Below are 23,325 nucleotides of genomic sequence, written 5' to 3'. Positions count from 1 at the left end.
AACCTTCGGCGCCGCGACAACGGGAAAATAGGCCCGGCGCAATTTCGGGATCATCCCTCGCGTGTGAACGTCCACTGGATTTCCGGCTGCGAGGCGGCGGAGAAGGTCACGCTTATCTGCGACGAGGCGCGCACGCCGGAGGGATCGGCGAAGAAAATGTCCTCCTCGATCGCGAGCGCACCGTCGCGACAGGCGAAGAGCCATGCCTCTCCATCGGGTGCCGTCAGATATATCTCGCTCTCGCTGTGCCGGCGCATGCCGATTGCCGGATGGATGTGGAAACGGGCGACAGCGGTCGCGTCGTCGTCATTTTCCGGATCGCTGCCATCCTCCAGCAGCAGTCGGTCGCGACCGCGTAGCAGCCGCCCGCCATTGAGAATTCCGATGTCGCGCTCGTGGATCAGGCCGAAGGGCGCAAGGTAGCCGTCGTGACTCGCTTTGACCTGCTCGATGCTTCCCGGCTCGTCCTTCCTCTCGATCACGATGCGCGAGGGGCCGCTGATCATGACCGGGCCGAGGAAGCGCGACTGCGAAAAGCGGCAGGAGGACGTGTCGTCGACGGTGACTGTGGAATGCGCGGCGGTCGTGCGCGCCATCTGCCGAAATCGATCGCCGGCAAATTTCGGCGCGCCGGAGTTGACGACGAAGCGGTTCCTGCCGGAGGACATCTCGAAGGAGAGGCAGCCGGCATGGGCGCTGCGCGACAGGTCGACCGAAAGCGGTCGTCCGGTGTCCATGATGATGACGGTATCGCCCATCGCCAGACGTTCGTAATGGGCGTGCGGCAAGGACCGGAACGGCTCGCCGGACGTCTCGTCATATCTGAGCACCGAGGCGAGCTCATGGGCGAGAACCGAAGTCGCGCCGTTGAAGAGGGCGAGCTCCCCGCTCTGGTGGCGGAAGAAGCGGAGCGCCGGATACATGCGGTCGATGCAGGGAATGAGCCTCGAGGGCACGTCGTGTCCGAGATTGACATAGGTCTGGCGCAGCGGCAGCAGATCGAGCAGCAGCTCGAGCCCGGCGCGGGGGTTTCGGGAGAAATGCGCCCCGTCGGGCAGAAGCTGCCGCTCCAGCTCCAGATCCAGATTACGCGACGCCTTGCGGATCGCCGACGCCGTAGCCGGCATCGAAACGGAGGCCATGGCGAGTGCCAGGCGAACCCTCAGGCGCGCCTCTCCATCGGAAACGGTCTCGGCGACATTCCGGAGATAGCGGACCTGAAGGGCAAGGCTTCTCAGGAAGCGGCGATAGAAACCGTGCTCGGCGTTGCGCAGCACCACCGGCGAATGGGACAGCCAGGCGATGACGCGCTGCGCAACCACGTCCGCTTCCCACGAGATTTCGCCGATGCTTCGGCCATGGCTGCCCATCCAGTCGTCCATGATCTGGCGCAGCCTGATCGAGCCGGCTTCGTCCTGTATCGCCCGCATGTGACGCAGCCAGCCGAAGGAATGAAGCCGGGCCGCGAACTCGTGCGACGGCAGGTCGATTTCGAAAGGCGATTCGCCTTCGGTATCCAGAACGCGGCCGGCGAGCGGAAAACGACCCGCGAGGATCTCTTCGGCGGCGAAGGGATCGATGGCCCGAAGATCCGTGGGTGCGACGATCAGGCGGGCGGGCGTAGACCCCGCAAAGCGCAGCGCCGTCGTCATTCCGCGCGAAAGCAGGCGCGCCAATCGTCGTTGGCCTTCGCGCAAATACAAATATAGGAGCCTTGTTTTACTGGAAAACGGCATCGGCGCCCGTGGGTTTCCTCTTGAACCGGAGCCGATTCGAGGATCAAGCAGAAGATCGGAATCGTGCGGGAAAGATCATTAAATATTTATCAACCCTGCCGCCATTGATAGGCGGGCCGTCCGAGGGCGTCAATTGTTCCAGCAAAACAGTCTGTTGATGAGCGCCCTCAGGCACCCGCACGGCGCAGCACGGCGGCATAAAAGCCATCGAGGCCACCGGCGAAGGGCGGTTCCAGCGGCAGCATCGCAGGTGTCGTGCGGAACTCTCCAAGCGCGGTGATTGCCTTTTCGAGCCCCGGCCAATCGGCTGCGTCGATCGGCACCCGTTCGCATCCGCTGTCGGCGACGACGCGGGCGACGACCTCCTCGCCCTCCAGCGGGTCGAGCGAGCAATTGGAGAAAACGATGAGACCGCCGGGCTTCACCAAGGTAAGCGCGTGCCGCAGCAGCCGTTCCTGCAGCCTGGCGAGCTTCTCGACGTCCTGCGGGCCTTTCGTCCAGAGCACGTCGGGATGCCGCCGGGTGGTGCCCGTCGAGGAGCAGGGGGCGTCGAGAAGGGCCGCGTCGAAGAGTTCTTCCGGCCGGAACTCGGCCATATCGCTCTCCTTGGTTCGGGCCTCGAAGCCAAGCCGCTCGAGGTTGGCCTTGAGCCGCCGCAACCGGCTTGAAGACTGATCGAGCGCGGTCACCTCCGCCCCCGCGAGGACGAGCTGCGCCGTCTTGCCGCCGGGCGCGGCACAGAGATCGACCACCTTCTTTCCGGAAATATCCCCGAAAAGGCGCGCCGGAATGGAGGCGGCCGCGTCCTGGACCCACCAGGCGCCCTCCGAAAAGCCTGAAAGCGACGGGATCGAACCGGAGAATTCCTGAAGACGAACGGAGCCGGTCGGCAACACGGTGCCGGCGAGCCGCTCCGCCCAGGAAGCGGCATCGGATTTCACGGTCAGGTCGATAGCGGCGGGTACGAGCTGTGCCTCGGAGATGCGCTCGGCCTGGTCGGGACCGTAACAGGCGACGAGCCTGTCGAAGAACCAGCCGGGCATCGCCGGGACTTGTCGCAGCTTTTCGAGAATTTCTTCCTTTTCACGCGAAAGCCGCCGCAGCACGGCGTTGACGAGGCTTGCGAAACGGCGGTTGCGCGGATCGGACTGGGCCTGTTCCACTGCGAGGTCGACGGCCGAATGATCCGGAACGTCGAGATAGAGAATTTGCGTGGCGGCAACGGTCAGCACATGTTCGAGAGCCCGAGCACCCTCGGGCAGAGGCGTTTGCAGAAGCGAGTCTATGGCCGCACGAATACGAGGCAGATGGCGGAGTGCCGAGTTGAGAATGGCGCGCACCAGCGCGCGATCGGCTTCGCTCAACTCGCGATAGGCCGGGTTCCCGCGCTCCGGATCGAGCATTCCGTCCAGCGGCGTCTTGCGGTCCACGACCGCCGCCAGGATCTTGGCAGCCGCCTGGCGGCTCTTCAGGCCCGGTTTGGCCGCGGCATCCGCACCGGGCCGGGCTCCTGCCCCTCCGGAGCGGTTGTGCTCTCGGGATCGTTTCGGACGTGAATCGTTCTTATTGTCTTCGGGCATCAGGACCAGGGGCCTTTCGGCGGTTCGGAACCACCGCGACCCCAGCCGGTTCTCGGGACAGAGCGCGATTTGCGCCCTGCATTATCAGGGCGGACCGGCGCCGTCGAGCCCGTGGACGTCTCGCGGGCCATTCTCTCCAGAGCCGCAACCCGGTTCTCCGTGTTCGGATGGGTCGAGAACAGATTGTCCATCCGCTCGCCCGAGAGAGGATTGATGATGAACATATGCGCCGTCGCCGGATTGCGCTCGGCGTCATTGTTATGGATGACCTGAGCGGCACCGGCGATCTTGCGGAGCGCCGAGGAAAGCCAGAGCGGATTGCCGCATATCTCCGCACCGCGGCGGTCGGCGGAATATTCGCGTGTACGGCTGATCGCCATCTGTACCAGCATGGCCGCGAGCGGGGCAACGATCATCGCGATCAGCACGCCGATGAAGCCGAGCGGATTGTTGTTCTCGCGGTTGCCACCGAAGAAGAAGGCGAAGTTGCCAAGCATGGAAATCGCACCGGCGAGCGTCGCCGTCAGCGTCATCGTCAAAGTGTCGCGATACTGGATATGGGCGAGCTCATGCGCCATGACCCCGGCAACCTCCTCGTAGGAAAGCGAATGCAGCAGTCCCGTCGAAGCGGCGACCGCGGCATTCTCCGGATTGCGACCGGTGGCGAAGGCATTCGGCTGCGGGCTGTCGATGACGTAGACGCGCGGCATCGGCAGGCCGGCATTCTTCGCCAGATCGCGGACGATCCCGTAATATTCCGGCGCGCTGTGCTCGTCCACCTCCTGCGCCCGGTACATCCGCAGGACCATCCGGTCGGAATTCCAGTAGGAGAAGAAGTTCATGCCTGCGGCGATGACGAGGGCGATCATCATGCCACCGCGGCCGCCGATGACATAGCCGACGGCCATGAAGAGGACGGTCATGAAGGCGAGCAGCATTGCGGTGCGCATGAGATTCATGAATGAGCTCCAACCAAATCGGTGTCCTTCCCGCGCCTCTTGGAAAGCCGCCTGCAGCCGCTTCGTTCCATTCGGTACGCGCGAAGGTTTCACGTGAATCAAGCTTTTCCGTTCACACGGAAGTGCCTATATGATGGGGATAAACGGCCAGCTCTTCAATATCGTTACGGAAACCGCGACCGGTATGCAGAACGACAACGACAATTCTCCCGACCGCCCCAAACGTCCGCTTTCCCCGGCAGCGCTACGCGCTCTGAAGGAGGCGGAAGAGCGGCGACGTGCCGAAGCGCCGAAGGATATGCCGGCGGAACTCGGCGGGCGCGGCGGCCTCGACCCGGCTCGCTTCGGCGATTGGGAGATCAAGGGCCGCGCGATCGATTTCTGAGGGCAGGCCGTCAGGGTTTTCGTTTCGGTGGCGAATCGGCCGCTGCGTTCCACCCGTACATCGCTTTGCGCTTCGCCCCTCACCTAACCCTCTCCCCGCGAGCGGGGAGAGGGGACGAGAATGCTGATGCGGTTACAGCAAATGCGAGGGAGTGCGGTGGCCGCAATGCCCCTTCTCCCCGCTTGCGGGGAGAAGGTCGCGGCAGCGGGATGAGGGGCTGTTGCCACCCGTACCCCGGCTCACATCAAGCGCGGTTCTGACGATTGGCGATCAGGTCGTCGACGACGCCCGGATCGGCGAGCGTCGAAGTGTCGCCGAGCGAACCGAAATCGTCCTCGGCGATCTTGCGGAGAATCCGGCGCATGATCTTGCCTGAGCGTGTTTTCGGCAGGCCGGGCGCGAACTGGATCTTGTCCGGTGTCGCGATCGGTCCGATTTCCGAGCGGACGTGCTTGACGAGCGCCTGGCGCAGTTCGTCGTCTCCGACCTCGCCGGCCATCAGCGAAACGTAGCAATAGATGCCCTGACCCTTGATCGGATGCGGGTAGCCGACGACCGCCGCCTCGGAAACGAGGTTGTGCGAGACGAGCGCCGATTCCACCTCCGCCGTGCCGAGCCGGTGGCCGGAAACGTTCAGGACGTCGTCGACGCGGCCGGTGATCCAATAGTAGCCGTCCTCGTCGCGGCGGCAGCCGTCGCCCGTGAAATACTTGCCCTTGTAGGTGGAGAAGTAGGTCTGGATGAAGCGTTCGTGATCGCCATAGACCGTCCGCATCTGTCCGGGCCAGCTATCGGTGATGCAAAGGTTGCCGTCGGCCGCGCCATCTACGACCTTGCCGTCGCTGTCGACGATCTGCGGCTGGACGCCGAAGAAGGGCCGCGTCGCGGAGCCGGGTTTGAGATCGGTAGCCCCCGGCAGCGGCGTGATCAGTATGCCGCCGGTTTCGGTCTGCCACCAGGTATCGACGACAGGGCAGCGCTCGTCGCCGACGACGTGATAGTACCACTCCCAGGCTTCCGGATTGATCGGCTCGCCGACCGTTCCGAGCAGGCGCAGCGAAGAACGCGAGGAGCGCTTGACGAAATCGTCGCCCGCTCCCATCAGCGAGCGGATCGCGGTCGGCGCGGTATAGAAGATGTTGACCTTGTGCTTGTCGACTACTTCCCAGAACCGTCCCGCGTCGGGGAAGTTCGGCACGCCCTCGAACATCAGCGTCGTCGCCGCATTGGCGAGCGGCCCGTAGACGATGTAGGAGTGACCGGTGACCCAGCCGACATCGGCCGTGCACCAGTAGATGTCGCCGTCCTGGTAGTCGAACACGTATTGATGCGTCATCGAAGCATAGACGAGATAGCCGCCGGTCGTGTGCAGCACGCCTTTCGGCTTCCCGGTCGAACCCGAAGTATAGAGAATGAAGAGCGGGTCCTCCGCATTCATCTTTTCCGGCGGGCAATGCGGCTCTGCCGCCGCGGTCTCCTGGTGATACCAGAGATCGCGGCCCGGTGCCCAGCCGACCTTGCCGCCGGTGCGGCGCACGACGAGGACCTTGCTGACCGTGACGTGCTGTCTGGCAGCGATGTCGATCGCGGTATCGGTGTTCTCCTTGAGCGCAACCGGCTTGCCGCCGCGCACGCCCTCGTCGCAGGTGATCACGAAGGTGGACTCGCAATCGACGATGCGGCCGGCGAGCGCCTCGGGCGAAAAGCCGCCGAAAACGACCGAATGGATCGCGCCGATGCGGGCACAGGCGAGCATCGCATAGGCTGCTTCCGGGATCATCGGCATGTAGATGGTGACGCGGTCCCCCTTCTTTACGCCCTGCTCCTTCAAGACGTTGGCAAGACGGCAAACCTTGTCGTAGAGCTCGTTATAGGTGATCTTCTTGTCGAGATAGGGATTGTCTCCCTCCCAGATGATCGCCGTCTTTTCGCCGTGCGTCTTCAGGTGGCGGTCGATGCAATTGTAGGAGACGTTGGTCAGTCCGTCTTCGAACCACTTGATCGAGACATCGCCCTCGAAGGACGTGTTCTTGACCTTGGTATAGGGCTCGAACCATTCGATCCGCTTGCCGTGCTCGCCCCAGAACTTCTCCGGATCGGCAACGCTCTCGCGATACCATTCGAGATAGGTCGCATTGTCGAGCAGCGTGCGGTTCTTGGCCGCTTCCAGGACCGGGTAGGTCTTGACGTCCATAATTTTCCTCCCTGCGCATTTCTGGTCAGATCATGGGCGGAATGCCGGCGGAAAACCGCGCACAGATTTCCTCATTCCGCCCCGGATCGGCTCCCACCGGTCCTTTGCGACAATTCATAAGCAGGTCGCTTCCGGTCCGCAATTAGACAAAAGCACATTTGAAAGTGAAGAATTGCAATTTCGAGACAAGAACGGTATAGAACCCCCAATTCCCGGAAATGAGTGGTAGACTCCACGGCCCGCGACACCGGCGCGGACGGACAAAAGGACTATATCCATGGCTCAGCAACTGCTTATGCCCAAGGCAACAGCCGTCTGGCTGGTTGACAACACCGCACTCTCGTTCGACCAGATCGCGCAGTTCTGCAAGCTGCACCCGCTCGAGGTCAAGGCGATTGCCGACGGTGAATCGGCGCAGGGTATCAAGGGCCTCGATCCAATCGCTACCGGTCAGCTTTCGCGCGACGAGATCGCACGCGCCGAAGGAAATCCGAATCACAAACTCAAGCTTTCGGAGCCGAAGGTCCGCGTCCCGGACTCCAAGCGCAAGGGCCCGCGCTATACGCCGGTCTCCAAGCGTCAGGACCGCCCGAACGCCATTCTGTGGCTGGTCCGCAACCATCCGGAGCTGAAGGACGCGCAGATCTCGCGTCTTGTCGGCACGACGAAGGCGACGATCGAGCAGATTCGCGAGCGCACCCACTGGAACTCCGCCAACCTGACGCCGATGGACCCGGTGACTCTCGGCCTCTGCTCGCAGATCGACCTGGACCTCGAGGTCGAGCGCGCCTCCAAGGGGCGCCCGCTGCCTTCGGCAGCCGAGACCGGCGCAACGCTCGAATCCGCACAGGAAACCGAGAAGCTCGACTACGGCCAGGATCGCGAAGAGGAAAAGGAAATCGACGCCGATGCCGTCTTCGCCAAGCTGAAGTCGCTGAAGTCGGACCGCAAGGACGACGAGGAAGACGACTACTGATCGCTTCGCCATCGGCGAGATGCACAAACCCGGATCGCAGGATCCGGGTTTTTTATTGACCGTCGCTGACAGGATCGGCGCAGGCGGGCGCCGCTTGCCTTTTGGCCCCGCTTGCCGGCAGGCGGACGAGGTGCAGTCCCGCGCACACTTCCTGGAAGTGCTAGATCACGATGTTTTTAGTCGAGTCGACCTAAAAGCATTAACGTGATCGATTCCAAGAAGTTGAGACGCGGGATGCGGGGCGGAAAACCGCGCACACTTTTCCTCATCCCGCTCTAAACGCCGATCCCCTTTGACCGCAGCAGTTCGGTAATCTCGTCCAGGATCGCCGGATCGTCGATCGTTGCCGGCATCGTCCATGGCTGTCGGTCGATGATCTTCTGGATCGTCGAGCGCAGAATCTTGCCGGATCGCGTCTTTGGCAGCCGCTTGACGCAGACCGCCGTCCTGAAGGCGGCGACCGGCCCGATGCGCTCGCGCACGAGACCGACAACCTCCTTCTCGATTTCTTCCGTTTCACGGGAAACATTGGCGTTGATGACCAGGAAGCCCGCCGGCACCTGCCCCTTGAGGGGATCGGCGATGCCGATCACGGCGCATTCGGCGACGTCCGGATGGCTGGCGCAAACCTCTTCCATGGCCCCCGTCGACAGCCGGTGTCCCGCGACGTTGATGATGTCGTCGGTCCGGGCCATGATGAAGATATAGCCGTCCTCGTCGACATAGCCGGCATCCGCCGTCTTGTAGAAGCCGGGATATTCCTCGAGATAGGCCGCATGGAAGCGGTGATCGGCATTCCACAGAGTCGGCAGGCAGCCGGGCGGCAACGGCAGCTTGATCACGACATTGCCGAGCGTGCCGGTTTCCACCGGGTGGCCCGCGTCGTCGACGACCTGCACGTCATAGCCGGGGAGGGGAACCGCCGGGGAACCGTATTTTACCGGCAGGAGGCCGAGACCCAATGGATTGCCGGCAACGGGCCATCCTGTTTCGGTCTGCCACCAGTGATCGATGACCGGGACCTTCAGCGCCCGTTCCGCCCAGCGGATCGTGTCCGGGTCGGCCCGCTCGCCCGCGAGATAAAGCGCCCGGAACCGCGACAGGTCGTAACGGCCCGCATGGGCCGCTTCCGGGTCCTCCTTGCGGATCGCTCGCAGCGCCGTCGGCGCGGTGAACATGACGGCCACGCCGCGTTCGGAAATGACGCGCCAATAGGTTCCGGGGTCGGGCGTCCCGACCGGCTTTCCTTCGAAGAGGACCGAGGTGCAGCCGTTGAGGAGCGGCCCATAGACGATGTAGGAATGACCGACCACCCAGCCGATGTCGGAAGCCGCCCAGAACACGTCGCCGGCATTGACTCCGAAGAAGTGCTCCATCGACCATCTGAGCGCGACCATGTGGCCGCCATTGTCCCGCACGACGCCTTTCGGCTGGCCGGTCGTGCCGGACGTATAGAGGACATAGAGCGGATCGGTGGAGGCGACCGGCGTGCAAGAGGCTTCCTCACCGGCGTCTCTGGCCGCCGCAAGCGCTTCGGCGAAATCGATGTCGCGGCCGCTAACCATTTCGGCGGCGAGCATGTCGCGCTGATAGATGAGGCAACGGGCCGGCTTGTGGCTGGCCGTTTCGATCGCCTGATCGAGCAGAGGCTTGTAGGCGACGGTTCGCCCGGGCTCCAGCCCGCAGCTCGCCGAGACGACGATCTTCGCCTGGCAATCATCGATGCGCATGGCGAGTTCGTTGGCGGCAAAGCCGCCGAAGACGACGGAATGCACCGCGCCGATCCGCGCTGCCGCGAGCATGGCGATCGCCGCCTGCGGGATCATCGGCATGTAGATGATGATGCGATCGCCCTTGTCGACGCCCAGCTTGCGGTAGATCGCAGCCATAGCCTTCACATCGGCGAGCAGGTCCGCATAGGAGATCCTCTCGATCCGTCCGGTGACGGGACTGTCGTATATAAAGGCCAGCTGCTCGCCACGGCCGGCCTCGACATGCCGGTCCAGGCAGTTGTGGCAGGTGTTGGTGACGCCGTCCGGAAACCAGTGACCATAGGTGCCGCCGGCAGGCTCGAAAATGCGCTCCGGCCGCTTGAACCAGTCGATCGCCGATGCGGCATCTGCCCAGAAGCCGTGCGGATCGGTTTTCCACGCGGCATACACTTCGGAATAGCGGCTCGCCATACCCGTTTCCTCCCACTCGCTCTCCGGACGAGAAGCCCGGTTCCTCCACTTCGAAAGATAGGCGAACGGAGGTAAACGGGAACCCCGACGAAAGGGTAATGGGGAGCGGGACTCAGCGCGCTCCGAAAATGGCGGAGCCTACCCGCACGCCGGTGGCGCCGAAGGCGATTGCCGTTTCGAAGTCACCGGACATGCCCATGGAGAGCCTGGAAAGGCCGCACTGACCGGCAAGCTTGGCGAGCAGGGCGAAGTGCGGTCCCGGATTTTCGTCGAACGGCGGAATGCACATCAGTCCTTCGATGTTCAGAGCCAACTCGTCACGGCAGAGCGCGACGAAAGCGGCCGCGTCTTCCGGCGCGATGCCGGCCTTCTGCGGCTCGAGACCGGTGTTCACCTGAACATAGAGGCGGATGTCGCGTCCCTGGCGCTTCATTTCGGCGGCGACCGCGCGCGCGATCTTCTCCCTGTCGATCGTCTCGATGACGTCGAAGAGCGCAACGGCGTCGGCAGCCTTGTTGGATTGCAGCGGACCGATCAGGTGCAGCTCGATGTCGGGGGTCTCACGCTTGAGCGCGGGCCATTTGGCCTGCGCTTCCTGCACGCGGTTCTCGCCGAAGACGCGCTGGCCAGCTTCGATCACCGGCCGGATCGTCTCGGCGTCGAAGGTTTTCGACACGGCCACCAGACTGACGGTATTTTCCGGACGGTTCGCCGACTTCTCGCTTGCGCGAATCCGGCTCAGCACTTCGTTCAGCCGTTCCTCGACTTCCATCCCCACGCTCCTGTTCAAGATCGTTTCGACATCTTCGCTAGCGGCTTATTGAAACTTGCGGTGCTTGCCAAGTCCAGCACAAGCCGGAGCGGGCGGGTTCGCCTCGGCCGTGGCGTCATCTGCCCTCGTTGAACTGCGAATCGAGTGGACCGCCTGGCGAATCCTTCAAAACTTGACGCTTGGGGCGTTTCGTGGTGAAGGTCACGCCAGCTATCACGCGCGGGCGCTCGCGCCCGGCAGAATTTCCGGAACATCGACAAAGACATGGCTACCGAACGATATAATCCGCGCGATGCCGAACCGCGCTGGCAGCACCAATGGGAAGCGGGCAAGGTCTTCGAGACGAAGAACGACGATCCGCGCGACAAATATTACGTCCTGGAGATGTTCCCCTATCCATCCGGACGGATCCACATGGGTCACGTGCGCAATTACACGATGGGCGACGTGGTCGCCCGCTACAAGCGCGCCCGCGGCTTCAACGTGCTGCACCCGATGGGCTGGGACGCCTTCGGCATGCCGGCGGAAAACGCCGCCATGGAGCGCGGCGTCCATCCGGCGAGCTGGACGTACCAGAACATTGCCTCGATGAAGGCGCAGCTCAAGGTCATGGGGCTTTCGCTCGACTGGAGCCGGGAATTTGCGACCTGCGATCCCGAATATTACCAGCGCCAGCAGCACCTTTTCCTCGATTTCCTGGAAAAAGGCCTGGTCTACCGAAAGCAGTCGAAGGTCAACTGGGACCCGGTCGACAATACTGTGCTTGCCAACGAGCAGGTAATAGAAGGCCGCGGCTGGCGCTCCGGCGCGCTCGTTGAACAGCGCGAGCTGACGCAATGGTTCTTCCGCATCACCGACTTCAGCCAGGATCTGCTCGACGCGCTCGACACGCTCGACGAGTGGCCCGAAAAAGTGCGGCTGATGCAGAAGAACTGGATTGGCCGCTCAGAAGGGCTTTCGGTCCGCTGGGAGCTCGATCCGGCGACGGTCCCCGGCGAGGAAAAGGAAGTCACGGTCTATACGACGCGGCCGGACACGCTGTTCGGCGCCTCCTTCCTGGCGATCTCCGCCGATCATCCGCTCGCCAGGGATGCCGCAGCCAAGAACGCCGAGATCGAAGCCTTCTGCGAGGAATGCCGGCGCGCCGGCACGTCGCTCGCCGCACTGGAAACGGCGGAGAAGAAGGGCATCGACACCGGCATACGCGCACGGCATCCCTTCGATCCGAACTGGGAGCTGCCGGTCTACGTCGCCAATTTCGTGCTGATGGACTACGGCACGGGCGCCATCTTCGGCTGCCCCTCGGGCGACCAGCGCGACCTCGACTTCGCCCGCAAATATGATCTGCCGGTCGTTCCGGTGGTGATGCCGAAGGATGCCGATCCGCAGACCTTCACGATCGGCGACGAGGCCTATGACGGCGACGGCGTGATGATCAATTCGCGCTTCCTCGACGGGCTTTCGGCGGAAGAGGCGTTCGAGACCGTCGCCTCCAGGCTCGAAAACGATCTGCTGAACGGCACGCCGCGCGCGGAGCGCAAGGTCAATTTCCGCCTGCGCGACTGGGGCATTTCCCGCCAGCGCTACTGGGGCTGCCCGATCCCGGTCATTCACTGTGACGACTGCGGCGTCGTTCCGGTGCCGAAGGCAGATCTGCCCGTGACGCTGCCGCCGGACGTGACCTTCGACAAACCCGGCAATCCGCTCGATCGTCACCCGACCTGGCGTCACGTCGCCTGCCCGCAATGCGGCAAGGACGCGCGCCGGGAAACCGACACGATGGATACCTTCGTCGATTCCTCCTGGTACTTCACCCGCTTTACGGCGCCCTGGGAGGACAACCCGACGGATCCGAAAGCGGCCAATCACTGGCTGCCGGTCGACCAGTATATCGGTGGCATCGAGCACGCGATCCTGCATCTGCTCTATTCGCGCTTCTTCACCCGCGCGATGAAGGCGACCGGCCATGTGGCGCTGGACGAGCCCTTCAAGGGGCTGTTCACGCAGGGCATGGTCGTCCACGAGACCTATAGCCGCGGCGAAGGCGCGCAGCGGGAATGGATCACGCCCGCCGAGATCCGCGTGGAGGAAGTCGACGGACAGCGGCGCGCGGTCCACATCGAGACCGGCGAGGAAGTCGCCATCGGCTCGATCGAGAAGATGTCGAAGTCGAAGAAGAACGTCGTCGACCCGGATGACATCATCGGCTCCTACGGTGCCGACACGGCACGTTTCTTCGTGCTCTCCGATTCGCCGCCGGATCGCGACGTCATCTGGTCCGAGGCAGGCGTCGAAGGCGCCCATCGCTTCGTGCAGCGCGTCTGGCGTCTTCTGACCGAGGCCGCGGAGAGGCTGCGTGCCGTCGATGCCGCGCCGGCAAGCGGAGGCGAGGGGCTTGCAGTGTCCCAGGCCGCACATCGCACGCTCAAGGCGGTAGAGGCGGACTATGACAAGCTCGCCTTCAACAAGGCGGTCGCACGTATCTACGAGCTGGTGAACGCCATGGCCGCCCCGCTGACGCAGGTCGCGAGCGGCAAGGCGGACAACGCTCTGACTGCTGCGGTAAAGGACGCCGCCGCGATCCTGATCAACCTGATCGCGCCGATGATGCCGCATCTTGCGGAAGAATGCTGGCGGGAGATCGGCGGCAAAGGTCTCATCGCCGAGAGGCCTTGGCCGAAATTCGATCCTGCGCTCATCGTCGAGAACGAGATCACGCTGCCGGTCCAGATCAACGGGAAAAAGCGTGCCGATTTGACAATCGCGCGCGACGCAGATCAGAGTGCGATCGAAAGCGCCGTGCTCGCGCTGGATGCCGTCAAGGCCGCGCTCAACGGCGGCCGCCCGAAGAAGATCATCGTCGTGCCTCAGAGGATCGTCAATGTCGTTGTCTGATATAGCTGGCTTCCGTCTTCGGTCCTTGGGCTTCGTAGCCGGCGCATTGTCGCTTGCGGCACTCGGCGGCTGCCAGGTCAGGCCCCTTTATTCCGACGGTCCGACTGGCTCGACGTCGATCGCGCTTGCCGCGATCGAGATTTCGGAAGCCGACGACCGCGTCGAGCAGGAAGTCCGAAATGCCCTCGTCTTTCTGACGTCGCGCGGCCAGGGCGAACCGGTCAATCCGCAATACCATCTGGCGCTTAGCGTCTCGCACCGGACAATGGGCGTGCTCTATGAGAGCACGGATAATGACCATGACGACGACGACGCCGGAGCCGGCCGCATCGTCGTGAAGGCCGACTACAACCTGACCAAGACCGCCACCGGCGAGACCGTGAAGGCAGGCAACCGGACGGCCGTCGCCTTGGTCGACTTCCCCCAGCAGGAATTCGCCAAGATTCGCGCCGTGCGCGACGGCGAGAACCGCGCCGCCAAGGAGCTGGCGGAGATTATCGGGGCCGACCTTGCAGCCGCCCTCGGCCGCTGATCCGATCGTCAGATGAGCGAGGTCAAGTCGCACGAATTCGATAGTTTCCTGCAGCGATCTGCGGCGATCTACCGGCTATTCCTGCTCTACGGTCCCGATCGCGGCCTCGTCTCGGAACGCGCGTCCGAGCTCGCCGGCAGCTTCGGCATCCCCCTCGATGATCCCTTCGCCGTCGTCAAGCTGGACGCAGCTACCTTGCAGGGCGCCGGTAGCGTGCTTGACGAGGTCAATGCCATCGGCCTGTTCGGCGGCGACAAGCTGGTCTGGGTGCGCGGCGCGTCCGCTGAGAAGGCGCTCACCGAAGCGCTGCAGATCCTCGCGGCCGATCCCCCGGCCGGCGCCCGTCTCATCGTCGAAGCCGGCGACCTCAAGAAGGGGGCGGCGCTCAGGAAGGTTGGCGAGACTTCCCGCTCCGTCGCTTCGATCGCCTGCTACAGCGACGACATCAGGGGCCTGCAGGCACTTGTCGACACGGAACTTTCGGAAGCGGGCCTGCGCATCGGTCCCGCCGCGCGCGAACGCCTCGTCGAGGCGCTCGGGGGCGACCGCATGGCTTCGCGCAACGAGCTTCGCAAACTCGCCCTCTATTGCCGCGGCAAGGATATGGTCGATGAGGATGACGTCCTCGGTATCGTCGGCGACGCCAGCGCCATTTCGGTCGACGATGCGGTCGATGCGGTGTTGAAGGGCGACGCCGACGCGCTGCTGCATGCGATGAAGAAGATCACGACATCCAAGACGCCGCCTTTCCTGGTGCTTCAGGCCTGCCTCAGGCAATTCCAGCAGCTCGACGTGATGCGAGCCGAAATGGATGCGAGCCGCCAGTCTGCGGGCCAGGTCGTCGCAAGCCTCGGCCGCGGCCTGCACTTCCGCCGCAAGCCGGTTGTCGAGGCGGCGCTGAAACACTGGACCGGGCCGGCGATTCGACGCGAATTGGGCCGCCTGCAGGCGACGATCTATCAAAGCCGCAGCCGCCAGAGCCTCGAGGAAAGCCTGGTGATCCAGAATCTCCTGGCGATCACCATCCAGTCGGCGAGGCGTTGAGTTTGTACTTCAACGCCGTTCGAGCAGCCGGCAAATCTCTTCCAGTTGATCGAGCGTCTTATATGTGATCTTGAGATGCCCGCCGCTGGCCTTGTGGTTGACACTCACTTCGAGGCCGAGGCTATCCGACAGGGTGCGCTCCAGCGCCAGCGTATCGGCGTCCTTTTCCTCGCGCTGGCGGCCCTTTGCGTAGTTGGGATCGTTCTGCGACTTGATGTCGTTCTGCGCCAGCCGTTCGGCCTCGCGAACCGAGAGACCCTTCGAGACGACCGCGCGCGCCAATGCCACCGGGTCCGATGTGGGTATAAGCGCGCGGGCATGGCCCGCGGAAAGGCTGCCATCGGAAAGCATGTCGCGCACGGGCTCCGGCAGCTTCAGAAGGCGCAGGCTGTTCGCAACATGGCTTCGACTCTTGCCGATGATGTCGCCGAGATCGTTCTGCGTGTAGCCGTGTTCCGCGATCAGTTGCTCGTAGCCCAGGGCCTCTTCGAGGGGATTGAGGTCGGAGCGCTGAACATTCTCGACGATGGCGATTTCGAGCGCCGTCCTGTCGTCGACATCGCGCACGATGACCGGTATTTCGGTGAAGCCGGCAAGTTGCGCCGCGCGCCAGCGCCTTTCGCCGGCGATGATCTCATATCGTTCGTGACCGATGGTGCGCACGACGACCGGCTGAACGATCCCGTGCTGACGGATCGAGCTTGCAAGGTCCTGGAGCTCGGCCTCATCGAACTGCCGGCGGGGGTTGCGAGGGTTACGGGAAACGAACTCGATCGGGATCCGCCGATCGGCGCTGATGGTGGCGGCGGGAGCAGCGCCGGTGTGCAGCGGCTGATCCATTTCGCCGATCAAAGCGGCAAGGCCGCGACCCAGACGCCTCTTGGAGCTGTCGTCGTTCATCTGACACCCAATTAATTACGATACCGAAACGATTAGGCGGCCTTCCGCTGCCTTTCGCGCTGAATGACTTCCGAGGCCAACTGGAGATAAGCCTGACTTCCGGCGCATTTAAGGTCATAGAGAATGGCCGGCTTGCCATAGGAAGGTGCCTCGGACACCCGCACATTGCGGGGAATGAGGGTATGATAAACCTTATCCCCCAAGTGCAAGCGGACGTCGCTGACGACCTGCTGGGCGAGATTGTTCCGGGAATCGAACATAGTCAGTACGATACCCTGGATATCGAGGCCCGGATTGACCGTCTGCCGCACCTGATCCACCGTCTCCAACAGCTGGCTCAAGCCTTCAAGCGCAAAAAACTCGCACTGCAATGGCACGAGAACCGAATGCGCCGCCGCCATCGCATTCATCGTCAAGAGATTGAAGGAGGGCGGGCAGTCTACCAGCACATAGGAATAGGCGAGGGCATCCACCGAAGCCAAAGCCTTTCGAAGCCTGAAGACGCGGTCCGATTCCTTGGAAATTTCCATTTCGACGCCGAGCAGATCCATGGTCGAAGGCACGATGGCAAGATTCGGCACCGCCGTATCCTGTGCAATCTGGCCGATGGAATGGGTCCCCATCATCAACTCATAGGAAGACAGATGCCGGGCACGACGCTGGATCCCGAGCCCGGTGCTGGCATTGCCCTGCGGATCGAGATCGACGATCAGCACCCTTTCGCCGATGGCGGCGAGCGCCGTCGCAAGATTGATGGCCGTCGTCGTTTTGCCGACGCCGCCCTTCTGATTGGCAATAGTGATAATCCGATTCTTTGGGCCAAACATGTTTCGCTCGCCTATCACTTCGTCCGACGTGAAAGATTTGCAATCTCGAGCACAACCGAATCCGGCTCGACGACACTTGCATGTTTTATCAGATCGAATTGAAAGCGGCTAACGGCTTTGTCGACTTCCTGCTGATAATCCCGCCCTTTGTGAAAGAAAGCGACCGTTCCGGAGCCTTCAGCGAGCATCCATGGAGCACAATAGTCGAGCAATTGGCTCAGATCGGCGAGCGCACGCGCCGAAATCGCGTCGCAACTCGGGATTTCGGCGGGCGCTGCCTCGATTCGAATCGGATGAACGGAACCCCTGGCTCCGGTTTCCCTCAGCGCAACGCGCAAGAATGCGGCCTTCTTGTTATTACTCTCCACCAGATGGACCCATCCGCCCTCTGCCTCCGAGAGGCAAATCGCCGTAATGACCCCGGGAAATCCGCCGCCGCTTCCGAGGTCGACCCAGGTCTTCGGCCCAGGGGAGAGTTGGTAAAGCTGGAGACTATCGAGGATATGGCGCCGCCATAAATCCTCTAGCGTCGACGGCGCGACGAGGTTGATCGATCGCGCCCATTTCTGGAAAAGGGAGGCAAAATGTTCGAGCTTTTGAACCGTTTCACGTGAAACACGCAATCCGTTCAGTGCCTGAGTGAGACTCGCTTGCATTGTATACCTTACCCACCCACACGTTGTGCTTGGCGAACCTGCCTGCGCAGCCAAGACAAAATGAGAGATATAGCCGCTGGCGTCACGCCATCGACTTTCATGGCCTGGGCGAGGTTCCTCGGTTTGTGCTGTGCCAGCTTTTGCTTAAGCTCGTTCGAAAGCCCGGGAAGCACCTCGTAGTCGAAATCATCCGGTATGGACGTATTTTCATCCCGCCTTACACCGGCAATGTCAGTGGCCTGACGCTCCATGTAGACAGCATAGGCCGCATCGATCTCCAGCGCCTCGACCACTCCGGCAGGAATGGTTTGAAGTTCAGGCCAAAGCGGCTTCAAGGCGGCGATCGACTGGTCCGGGTAGGAGAGGATATCGAAAGCGGTCCGACGCTGTCCGTCCTGATTGAGCTTCAGGCCGAAACGCTTGCCTTCGCTTGGCGTGACTGAAAGAGACTGGAGGAGCGTGCGTCCCGTCTCATAGGAATGCTTCCATGCCTCGAAGCGCTGACGGCGCGCGTCGCCGACACATCCCAGGGTAATACCCGCCGGAGTCAACCGCATGTCCGCATTATCTGCGCGCAACGACAGCCTGTATTCCGCCCGCGACGTGAACATGCGATAGGGTTCGGTTATGCCCCGCGAAGTCAGGTCATCGATCATCACCCCGATGTAGGAGTCGGTGCGGCTGAAGAAATGTGGAGCGCGGCCGATCGAGCGAAGCGCGGCATTCAAACCGGCAACGAGCCCCTGAGCTCCTGCCTCTTCGTATCCCGTTGTGCCGTTGATCTGCCCCGCAAGAAATAGTCCGGGCATTTTGCGCACGCCCAAGGACAGTTCCAGCTCCCGCGGATCGACGTGGTCGTACTCGATCGCGTAGCCCGGCTGCAGGATCTTGACCTGCTCTAACCCCGGAATTGTACGAATGAAGGCGTCCTGCACATCCTCGGGAAGGGAGGTCGAGATCCCGTTCGGATAAACGGTGTCATCGTCCAGTCCTTCCGGCTCCAGAAATATCTGGTGACCGTCCCTCTCGCCGAAGCGAACGATCTTGTCCTCGATAGAGGGGCAATAGCGTGGGCCGACGCCTTCGATCTGTCCCGAATACATCGCGGATTGGTGAATGTTATCGGCGATGATCTTGTGCGTTGCATCCGTGGTTCGCGTTACGCCGCAATCAATCTGACGATTGATGATCGCATCGGTCATGAACGAGAACGGAACCGGGTTTTCGTCCGGACCTTGGCGCCCGACGCGGTCCCAGTCAATCGTGCGCCCGTCCAAGCGCGCCGGCGTGCCGGTCTTCAATCGGCCAAGCTGCAGGCCGAAACGCCGCAGTGTCCCGGAGAGGCCTAGAGACGGTTCCTCACCCACGCGTCCGGCCGGAATCTTGCGCTGACCGATATGGATGAGGCCCTTTAGAAACGTGCCGGTCGTAAGAACGACGGCTGCCGCCCGAAAGATGCGCCCGTCCTTCATAGCCGTGCCACAAACCACACCGTCCTCTGTCAATAGATCGAAGGCATCGCCTTCAATCACCGAGAGGTTTTCGATCCCGCTGATCTCCCGCTGCATTGCCTCGCGATACAGCTTGCGATCTGCCTGCGTCCGTGGGCCGCGCACTGCCGGCCCCTTGCGCCGGTTGAGTAGCCGGAACTGGATGCCGGCAGCATCGGCCACACGTCCCATGAGGCCGTCGAGTGCATCGATCTCCCGGACCAGATGGCCCTTGCCCAGCCCGCCGATCGCGGGGTTACAGGACATTACCCCGATGGTATCCATTTTATGCGTAATGAGGACCGTACGGGCGCCGAGCCGCGCAGAAGCCGAGGCAGCTTCGCAGCCCGCGTGGCCTCCACCAATCACGATGACATCATAGTCCGTCATAGACATGCTCCAGCCTAGACCCTTTTCCGGCTTCCGCCTTGATTGTCAGTTCATACGATTGAGTCAAGAGCGTTTCACGTGAAACGCGCGCAATGACTCGCCTGCGTTGTATCGTCGGCCGGGTTACTTTCCGATACAGAACTCGGAGAATATCACGTCCAAAAGGTTCTCTACATCGACCCGCCCGGTTATCCTGCCTAGGGCATCGCCTGCTTGCCGAAGCTGCTCCGCACGCAGTTCGAGGTCGGAAGAAATCAGGCTGCGCTCCAGTGCCGCACTGGCCTGTCGCAGGCAATCGACATGGCGCTTCCGCGAGGGCATCGCCAAGGCTGTCCTACCGGCCAGATCGGGGAGATGCGACTGCAGCGCCGTCAACAGATCGGCCATGCCTTCACCGGTCCTCGTGGACAGAAAGATGTCCGCATCCGAGGGAGCCCAACTCGGCGAAGGGCGGTCAACCTTGGTTGCGACCCGAATAACGGGTACGTTTTCCGGAAGAACCTCATCAATCCGAAAATGTCCCGGTTTTTCCGATAATAGGAGGACAAGATCGGCATCGGCGATAACCTGCCGCGCTCTCCGAATACCCTCCCGCTCCACAAGCTCGTCCGTTTCACGAAGCCCAGCCGTATCGAAGAGTTTAACTGAGAATCCGGCTAAGGAAAGATCCACGGACAGTACGTCGCGTGTCGTTCCCGCGACCTCCGTCACGATAGCGATGTCCCTTCGCGCCAGGGCGTTCAGCAAGCTCGACTTGCCTGCGTTCGGCTCACCGGCAATGACGATCTTGAGCCCGTCCCGAATGATCTCGGCCAAGCCGGCGCGCGCGATATGTCCATCTATTTCCTGTCGGAGTCTGCCGACATCTTCCCAGATCACCGCGCTGACAGAACCCGGAACATCGTCCTCATCCGCAAAGTCGAGCTCTGCCTCGATCATTGCACGCGAATGGGTCAGCCGTCGGGCCCAACCGGCATAGAGTGCGGACTGTCCGCCACCGGACTGCTCTATGGCGAGACGACGCTGCATTTCCGTTTCTGCCGCAATCAGGTCCGCCAGCCCCTCCACCTCGACCAGATCCAGCTTGCCATTCTGAAAGGCCCGCCTTGCGAATTCTCCGGCCTCCGCATGTCGTAGGCCGCCGGTTGCGGCAAGCTCGTCGAGAATGGCGCTCACCACGGCCCGTCCGCCGTGAACCTGCAATTCGCAGCAATCTTCACCGGTGAAAGACGCCGGCGTCGGAAAATAGAGCACCAGGCCGCTATCCAGCGTTTCACCGTTTCGAGTCCGAATCGTTCTGAGCGTTGCGATGCGCGGCGGGGGTAGGGTTCCGCAAAGTCGCACCAGCGCATCTGCGGTCTCCGGACCGCTCACGCGGATAATGGCAACTCCTGCAGGCAGCGAACCGCTCGAAAGCGCGTAGATCGTATCGGTGGATAGCATCAGCTTACCGGTTTACGGAATGACGAGCAGGGTTCGACGCAGGCCATACCCGCCATCACGGCATCTTGAACATTGGGAATCGGGCAGAGCCAATCGGAAGCGCAATTGTGCGACGCTCGTCGGGCTAAAGCGAAGCGGCCTTATGCACCGAGCCGAGCTCGAAATCAAGTGCCGCCCTGTTTCGGGCGCATCTCCCCGGCGTTTCACGTGAATCACTCCCGTATCGGGCTCGATCGGGATGACAATCGACAGGGGAAAGAATGGCGGCAGGAGGATGTGCTGCATCCCAGATGCACGAAGAGGCCGGCGCTGGACACGCCGGCCTCTTTCCCGAGAAAGAAAGTCTCGCTCTTACGTATTCATCGAGTCGAAGAAGTCGCCATTGGTTTTCGTCTGCTTCAGCTTGTCGATGAGGAACTCGATCGCGTCGGTCGTGCCCATCGGCGCGAGAATGCGGCGCAGCACGAAGATCTTCTGCAGGTCCTGACGCGGGACCAGGAGGTCCTCCTTACGCGTGCCGGACTTCAGGATGTCCATAGCCGGGAAGATGCGCTTGTCGGCCACCTTGCGGTCAAGGACGATTTCGGAGTTGCCGGTACCCTTGAACTCTTCGAAGATGACTTCGTCCATACGGCTACCGGTGTCGATCAGGGCCGTTGCGATAATCGTCAGCGAGCCGCCTTCCTCGATGTTGCGGGCAGCGCCGAAGAAGCGCTTCGGACGCTGCAGGGCGTTTGCGTCGACACCGCCGGTCAGTACCTTGCCCGAGGAGGGAACGACCGTGTTGTAGGCACGGCCGAGACGGGTGACCGAGTCGAGCAGGATCACCACATCGCGTCCGTGTTCCACGAGGCGCTTGGCCTTTTCGATCACCATCTCGGCGACCTGGACGTGGCGAGTTGCCGGCTCGTCGAAGGTCGAGGACACCACTTCGCCCTTGACCGAGCGCTGCATGTCCGTGACTTCCTCCGGCCGCTCGTCGATCAAGAGGACGATCAGGTAACACTCCGGATGGTTCGCGGTGATCGAATGCGCGATGTTCTGGAGAAGCACCGTCTTACCGGTGCGCGGCGGCGCTACGATCAGGCCGCGCTGGCCCTTGCCGAGCGGTGCGACCAGATCGATGACTCGCGCCGAGAGATCCTTGGACGTGGGAACCTCGAGTTCCATCTTGAAGCGCTCGTTCGGATAGAGCGGCGTCAGGTTGTCGAAGTGAACCTTGTGGCGGATCTTCTCCGGATCGTCGAAGTTGATCGTGTTGACCTTCAGAAGTGCGAAATAGCGTTCGCCTTCCTTCGGCCCGCGGATCGGGCCCTCGACCGTGTCGCCGGTCTTCAGCGAGAAGCGGCGGATCTGCGAAGGCGAAATATAGATATCGTCAGGACCCGGGAGATAGTTCGCATTGGCCGAGCGCAGGAAGCCAAATCCGTCCTGAAGGACCTCGACGACGCCCTCGCCGATGATCTCGATTTCCTGCTGAGCCAGCATTTTGAGGATCGCGAACATCAGCTCCTGCTTGCGCATCGTGCTGGCATTCTCCACCTCGAGCTCTTCGGCAAAGGCCAGGAGGTCGGTCGGCGTCTTGTTCTTAAGTTCTTGAAGCTTCATTTCAGCCATGAAGGGTCCGTGCTTGATAGGGGATTGGGAGCCGGCGCGATTTGTAAGGGAGCTGCAAGGGGGAAGAGGCAGGCTCTAAAACTTCGTCACAGGCCACAGGAAGAAGGAGATAAGGGAAAATAGCGATTCACGTGAAACGCCGCAAGGGGTCGCGGCAATTTAGCAGCAACTATTGCAGCTGCGAATCGATTGAATTCAAAATGGTTTCACCACGACAAGGATGACGATGGCGATCATCAGCAGGGTTGGCGCCTCGTTCATCAGCCGCCAAAAGCGCGCGTCGCGGCGATTCTCGTCCCGCTGGAAGGCTCTCACCGCGCGGCTGAAATGCACATGCACCAGCGTCAGCAGAAAAACGCAGAGAATCTTCGCATGCAGCCAGCCCCCGACAAAGCCATAGACGCTCCAGGCGAGGTAAAGTCCGAGCACCCATGAGATCATCATGGCCGGATTCATGATGACCTTGAGCAGTCGCTGTTCCATCATCTTGAAGGTCTCGGACTGTTCCGATCCGGGCGCTGCATCGGTGTGATAGATGAACAGGCGCGGCATGTAGAGCAGCGCCGCCATCCAGGAGATCACCGCAATGATGTGGAGCGCCTTGATCCACAGATAGAGGTCGTCCGGTTGCCCGGCGAAGAGGCCGATCAGCAAAGCCGCAAAGGCAGCGACCGCGATGGCCGCACGAAGTCGAGCCCGTTTGCCCGGCCCGCTGTCGGTTTGGCGTTCCCCTCTCATCGCTGCCC

18 protein-coding genes are annotated in these 23,325 nt (G+C 62.1%); 5 read left to right on the top strand and 13 right to left on the bottom strand.

Annotated elements, in window-relative coordinates:
- Positions 1-50: 50 nt before the first annotated feature.
- The 3 genes from JOH52_RS06550 to htpX all read right to left on the bottom strand — a co-directional run bounded on the left by JOH52_RS06550 (position 51) and on the right by htpX (position 4,275).
- A complete protein-coding gene (locus JOH52_RS06550) occupies positions 51-1,736 on the bottom strand; it encodes a heparinase II/III family protein (protein WP_010970574.1) in 1,686 nt (561 codons plus the stop codon).
- 167 nt (positions 1,737-1,903) lie between these two features.
- Positions 1,904-3,316 carry an RsmB/NOP family class I SAM-dependent RNA methyltransferase gene (locus tag JOH52_RS06545; RefSeq protein ID WP_010970575.1) on the bottom strand — a complete coding sequence of 471 codons (1,413 nt, stop codon included), beginning with the start codon at positions 3,314-3,316 and terminating at the stop codon, positions 1,904-1,906.
- Complete coding sequence (gene htpX, locus JOH52_RS06540) at positions 3,316-4,275, bottom strand: zinc metalloprotease HtpX (protein ID WP_003531758.1); 960 nt, start codon at positions 4,273-4,275, stop codon at positions 3,316-3,318. Before htpX ends, JOH52_RS06545 begins: the two co-directional genes overlap by 1 nt.
- 130 nt (positions 4,276-4,405) lie before the next feature.
- Here htpX and JOH52_RS06535 point away from each other — a divergent pair, with 130 nt between their 5' ends.
- Entirely contained in the window at positions 4,406-4,660 is a 255-nt protein-coding gene (locus JOH52_RS06535) for a DUF1674 domain-containing protein (RefSeq protein ID WP_003531755.1), read from the top strand.
- Positions 4,661-4,904: 244 nt separating this feature from the next.
- Here JOH52_RS06535 and acs read toward each other — a convergent pair whose 3' ends face one another.
- Complete coding sequence (acs, locus tag JOH52_RS06530) at positions 4,905-6,854, bottom strand: acetate--CoA ligase (RefSeq protein WP_010970576.1); 1,950 nt, start codon at positions 6,852-6,854, stop codon at positions 4,905-4,907.
- A 277-nt stretch (positions 6,855-7,131) separates the two neighbouring features.
- Between acs and JOH52_RS06525 the strand changes: the two genes are divergently transcribed.
- Entirely contained in the window at positions 7,132-7,830 is a 699-nt protein-coding gene (locus JOH52_RS06525) for a DUF1013 domain-containing protein (RefSeq protein ID WP_003531751.1), read from the top strand.
- A gap of 275 nt (positions 7,831-8,105) precedes the next feature.
- Here JOH52_RS06525 and JOH52_RS06520 read toward each other — a convergent pair whose 3' ends face one another.
- A complete protein-coding gene (locus JOH52_RS06520) occupies positions 8,106-10,013 on the bottom strand; it encodes an AMP-binding protein (RefSeq protein ID WP_010970577.1) in 1,908 nt (635 codons plus the stop codon).
- 112 nt (positions 10,014-10,125) lie between these two features.
- Complete coding sequence (locus JOH52_RS06515) at positions 10,126-10,785, bottom strand: YggS family pyridoxal phosphate-dependent enzyme (protein ID WP_010970578.1); 660 nt, start codon at positions 10,783-10,785, stop codon at positions 10,126-10,128.
- Positions 10,786-11,049: 264 nt separating this feature from the next.
- On the opposite strand from JOH52_RS06515, the gene leuS reads away from it, so the two are divergent.
- From leuS to holA, 3 genes are read left to right on the top strand one after another with little or no spacing between them, the layout of a single operon-like run.
- Positions 11,050-13,680 (top strand): leucine--tRNA ligase, encoded by a 2,631-nt coding sequence (gene leuS / locus JOH52_RS06510; RefSeq protein ID WP_010970579.1) that lies wholly within the window; start codon positions 11,050-11,052, stop codon positions 13,678-13,680.
- Positions 13,667-14,212 carry an LPS assembly lipoprotein LptE gene (locus JOH52_RS06505; RefSeq protein ID WP_010970580.1) on the top strand — a complete coding sequence of 182 codons (546 nt, stop codon included), beginning with the start codon at positions 13,667-13,669 and terminating at the stop codon, positions 14,210-14,212. Before leuS ends, JOH52_RS06505 begins: the two co-directional genes overlap by 14 nt.
- A gap of 12 nt (positions 14,213-14,224) precedes the next feature.
- Entirely contained in the window at positions 14,225-15,256 is a 1,032-nt protein-coding gene (gene holA, locus JOH52_RS06500; protein WP_010970581.1) for a DNA polymerase III subunit delta, read from the top strand.
- A 9-nt stretch (positions 15,257-15,265) separates the two neighbouring features.
- Here holA and JOH52_RS06495 read toward each other — a convergent pair whose 3' ends face one another.
- The 7 genes from JOH52_RS06495 to hemJ all read right to left on the bottom strand — a co-directional run bounded on the left by JOH52_RS06495 (position 15,266) and on the right by hemJ (position 23,317).
- A complete protein-coding gene (locus JOH52_RS06495; RefSeq protein ID WP_010970582.1) occupies positions 15,266-16,156 on the bottom strand; it encodes a ParB/RepB/Spo0J family partition protein in 891 nt (296 codons plus the stop codon).
- Positions 16,157-16,188: 32 nt separating this feature from the next.
- Positions 16,189-16,983 (bottom strand): ParA family protein, encoded by a 795-nt coding sequence (locus JOH52_RS06490; protein ID WP_013844943.1) that lies wholly within the window; start codon positions 16,981-16,983, stop codon positions 16,189-16,191.
- Positions 16,984-16,997: 14 nt separating this feature from the next.
- Positions 16,998-17,639, bottom strand: a complete 642-nt coding sequence (rsmG, locus tag JOH52_RS06485; protein WP_010970584.1) for a 16S rRNA (guanine(527)-N(7))-methyltransferase RsmG — start codon at positions 17,637-17,639, stop codon at positions 16,998-17,000.
- Between the two features lie 8 nt (positions 17,640-17,647).
- A complete protein-coding gene (gene mnmG / locus JOH52_RS06480; RefSeq protein ID WP_010970585.1) occupies positions 17,648-19,519 on the bottom strand; it encodes a tRNA uridine-5-carboxymethylaminomethyl(34) synthesis enzyme MnmG in 1,872 nt (623 codons plus the stop codon).
- A 123-nt stretch (positions 19,520-19,642) separates the two neighbouring features.
- Complete coding sequence (mnmE, locus tag JOH52_RS06475; RefSeq protein WP_010970586.1) at positions 19,643-20,962, bottom strand: tRNA uridine-5-carboxymethylaminomethyl(34) synthesis GTPase MnmE; 1,320 nt, start codon at positions 20,960-20,962, stop codon at positions 19,643-19,645.
- Positions 20,963-21,313: 351 nt separating this feature from the next.
- The gene (rho, locus tag JOH52_RS06470; protein WP_010970587.1) at positions 21,314-22,579 is read right to left on the bottom strand and encodes a transcription termination factor Rho; all 1,266 of its coding nucleotides are present in this window, start codon (positions 22,577-22,579) and stop codon (positions 21,314-21,316) included.
- Positions 22,580-22,774: 195 nt separating this feature from the next.
- Positions 22,775-23,317, bottom strand: a complete 543-nt coding sequence (gene hemJ / locus JOH52_RS06465) for a protoporphyrinogen oxidase HemJ (RefSeq protein ID WP_010970588.1) — start codon at positions 23,315-23,317, stop codon at positions 22,775-22,777.
- Between the last annotated feature and the right edge of the window lie 8 nt (positions 23,318-23,325).

Source organism: Sinorhizobium meliloti (assembly GCF_017876815.1).
Classification (GTDB): Bacteria; Pseudomonadota; Alphaproteobacteria; order Rhizobiales; family Rhizobiaceae; genus Sinorhizobium; species Sinorhizobium meliloti.
This window is presented reverse-complemented; position numbering and strand designations above follow the sequence as displayed.